This is a genomic window from Alicyclobacillus fructus (assembly GCF_017329605.1).
Classification (GTDB): Bacteria; Bacillota; Bacilli; order Alicyclobacillales; family Alicyclobacillaceae; genus Alicyclobacillus; species Alicyclobacillus fructus.
In genome coordinates this window covers 1-1,804 of the sequence record NZ_JAFMTY010000058.1, presented here as the reverse complement: position 1 = coordinate 1,804, position 1,804 = coordinate 1, and the positions used below count along the sequence as shown (strand labels likewise).

Annotated in this window: 2 protein-coding genes; one reads left to right on the top strand and one right to left on the bottom strand. The window is 55.0% G+C overall.

What is annotated here, in order from left to right; genetic code table 11:
* A partial coding sequence (locus J3481_RS14280; RefSeq protein ID WP_206832786.1) for an IS1634 family transposase occupies positions 1 to 658 on the top strand: 658 nt, incomplete at its 5' end.
* A 387-nt stretch (positions 659 to 1,045) separates the two neighbouring features.
* Here J3481_RS14280 and J3481_RS14275 read toward each other — a convergent pair.
* Positions 1,046 to 1,699 (bottom strand): cation diffusion facilitator family transporter, encoded by a 654-nt coding sequence (locus J3481_RS14275; protein WP_012810498.1) that lies wholly within the window; start codon positions 1,697 to 1,699, stop codon positions 1,046 to 1,048.
* Between the last annotated feature and the right edge of the window lie 105 nt (positions 1,700 to 1,804).

The window sequence follows — 1,804 nt, the reverse complement described above, 5'->3', positions numbered from 1 at the left end:
AGACGGCGAGGCCCGGGTCCGTTACGTGTTGGCGTTCAATCCCGAGGAAGCCAAACGCGATGAGGCGCGCCGAGAGGCGATGTTGCGCGAGCTTCGGATGGAGTTGGAACGCCTCAAAGAGCTTCAGGGCGAAGCGCACACGAAGGCCCACTGTCGGCTTGCGAGCCATCCAACGTTCAAGCGCTATCTGAAACAGGACCGATGGGGAAACCTGCGGATTGACCCGGAGGCCGTGCGGCAAGCGGCTCATCTGGACGGGAAGTACCTGATCCGCACCTCCGATGACACGCTGTCGACGGAAGATGTCGCGCTGGGATACAAGCAGCTCCTGATGGTGGAGTCCGCGTTTCGGACGCTGAAGACGACGTTGGACATCCGTCCCATGTATCACCGGAAGGACGAGCGGATTCGTTCGCATGTGCTGCTTTGCTGGCTGGCCTTGTTGTTGGTGCGCATCGCGGAGGTCCAAACGGGGCGCACATGGTCTGACATCCGCTCTCACATGCAAGCGATGCATCAGGTGACGAAGAGCACGCCGGACGGGATGGTCGTGCAGCGCACGGAGACGACCGAGGCGCAGCGAGAGATCCTGCGAGCCTTGAGGATCAAGGAACCGCCGAGGATCCTGAAGGTAGAACCTCAGGCAAGAGGGCTGTAGACACTACGCGAGTTATCCACAGGTCCCACGAATCCGCATCGGCCATGGGTTTGTGGGACTTTGTATGACTACCAAGTGTCGAAGTCGGGGCAAAGGTCCGCACTCCTATCCGTCGTGTTGTTTGTTGGCACTTACAACATTCGACGAAGGGCGTGCGGATCTTTTTTTATCCCCTCCCTGACGGAATTTCGTGGCCACTCATGTCGATTCTATCGTGGCCATCTACAGCAGTCTGATATCTGCGGGTTGAGTACCGCATTTCATACCATCCGTCACGGGGCTGCCTCTGACTAAGAGCGTGGGTCGGCTATCAGCCTTTCACGATAGCGGGTGCAATAAAACCGACGACCATTAGCCCCTCGATGAAGTTACCGTTTTCGAGAGCAGTCAGCAACAATCATCGTGACAACAGCCACAGGCACCTTCTTTTCCGCGGGCTTCCTGAACGGCTTCCCAACCTTCTTTGACGACGAAATACACCAGCGCCAGCGCCGCGATGGAGTCAACCCACCACCAACCAAACAGAGCAGTCAAAACAACACCGGCAAGCACCGTCCAAGCCATGTACGCACATACGATGCTGCATGCCCCATCTGCGCGAAGTGCCTTACTGCCAATTTCTACACCAATTTTCTTCTTCAAACGCGACAAGATCGGCATAATGATGCCTGATGCGATGGCTAAGCCAATTCCTACATAGGTGGACTCGGCTCCTTGATGCGTCCAAAGCTTATCGATCGATGCAACCACGATATAGACCGCAAGCAACAGCAGGGCAATACCGACAACCCAAGACGAAATTTTTTCCGCACGATTCACTCGCGCCAAACTAGCTCCGCGTGCTTCAATCGTCAGACGCCAGAGAAGGACTGCTCCGGCGATCAGTTCGATGATGCTATCAGCACCAAAGGCGACAAGTGCTAACGAGTGTGCTATGATGCCCGAGCCAATCGCCACCGCCGCTTCAATGACCATCCAAAGAACGGATACCAATTCGATATTGACACCCTTTTTGACGACGGAAACAGCATGTGAAGACATTGATATTCTCCTTCCTCAATGATCGTCATGGTTGTCATGAATGGCATCGTTTTTACACAATATCGAATCACCATGCGGATGGGCTGCATCTTCGGGTTGGATGGT

Coding starts and splice junctions, on each gene's coding strand:
- J3481_RS14275 (WP_012810498.1), bottom strand. CDS start 1,699: ATGTCTTCACATGCTGTTTCCGTCGTCAAAAAGGGTGTCAATATCGAA.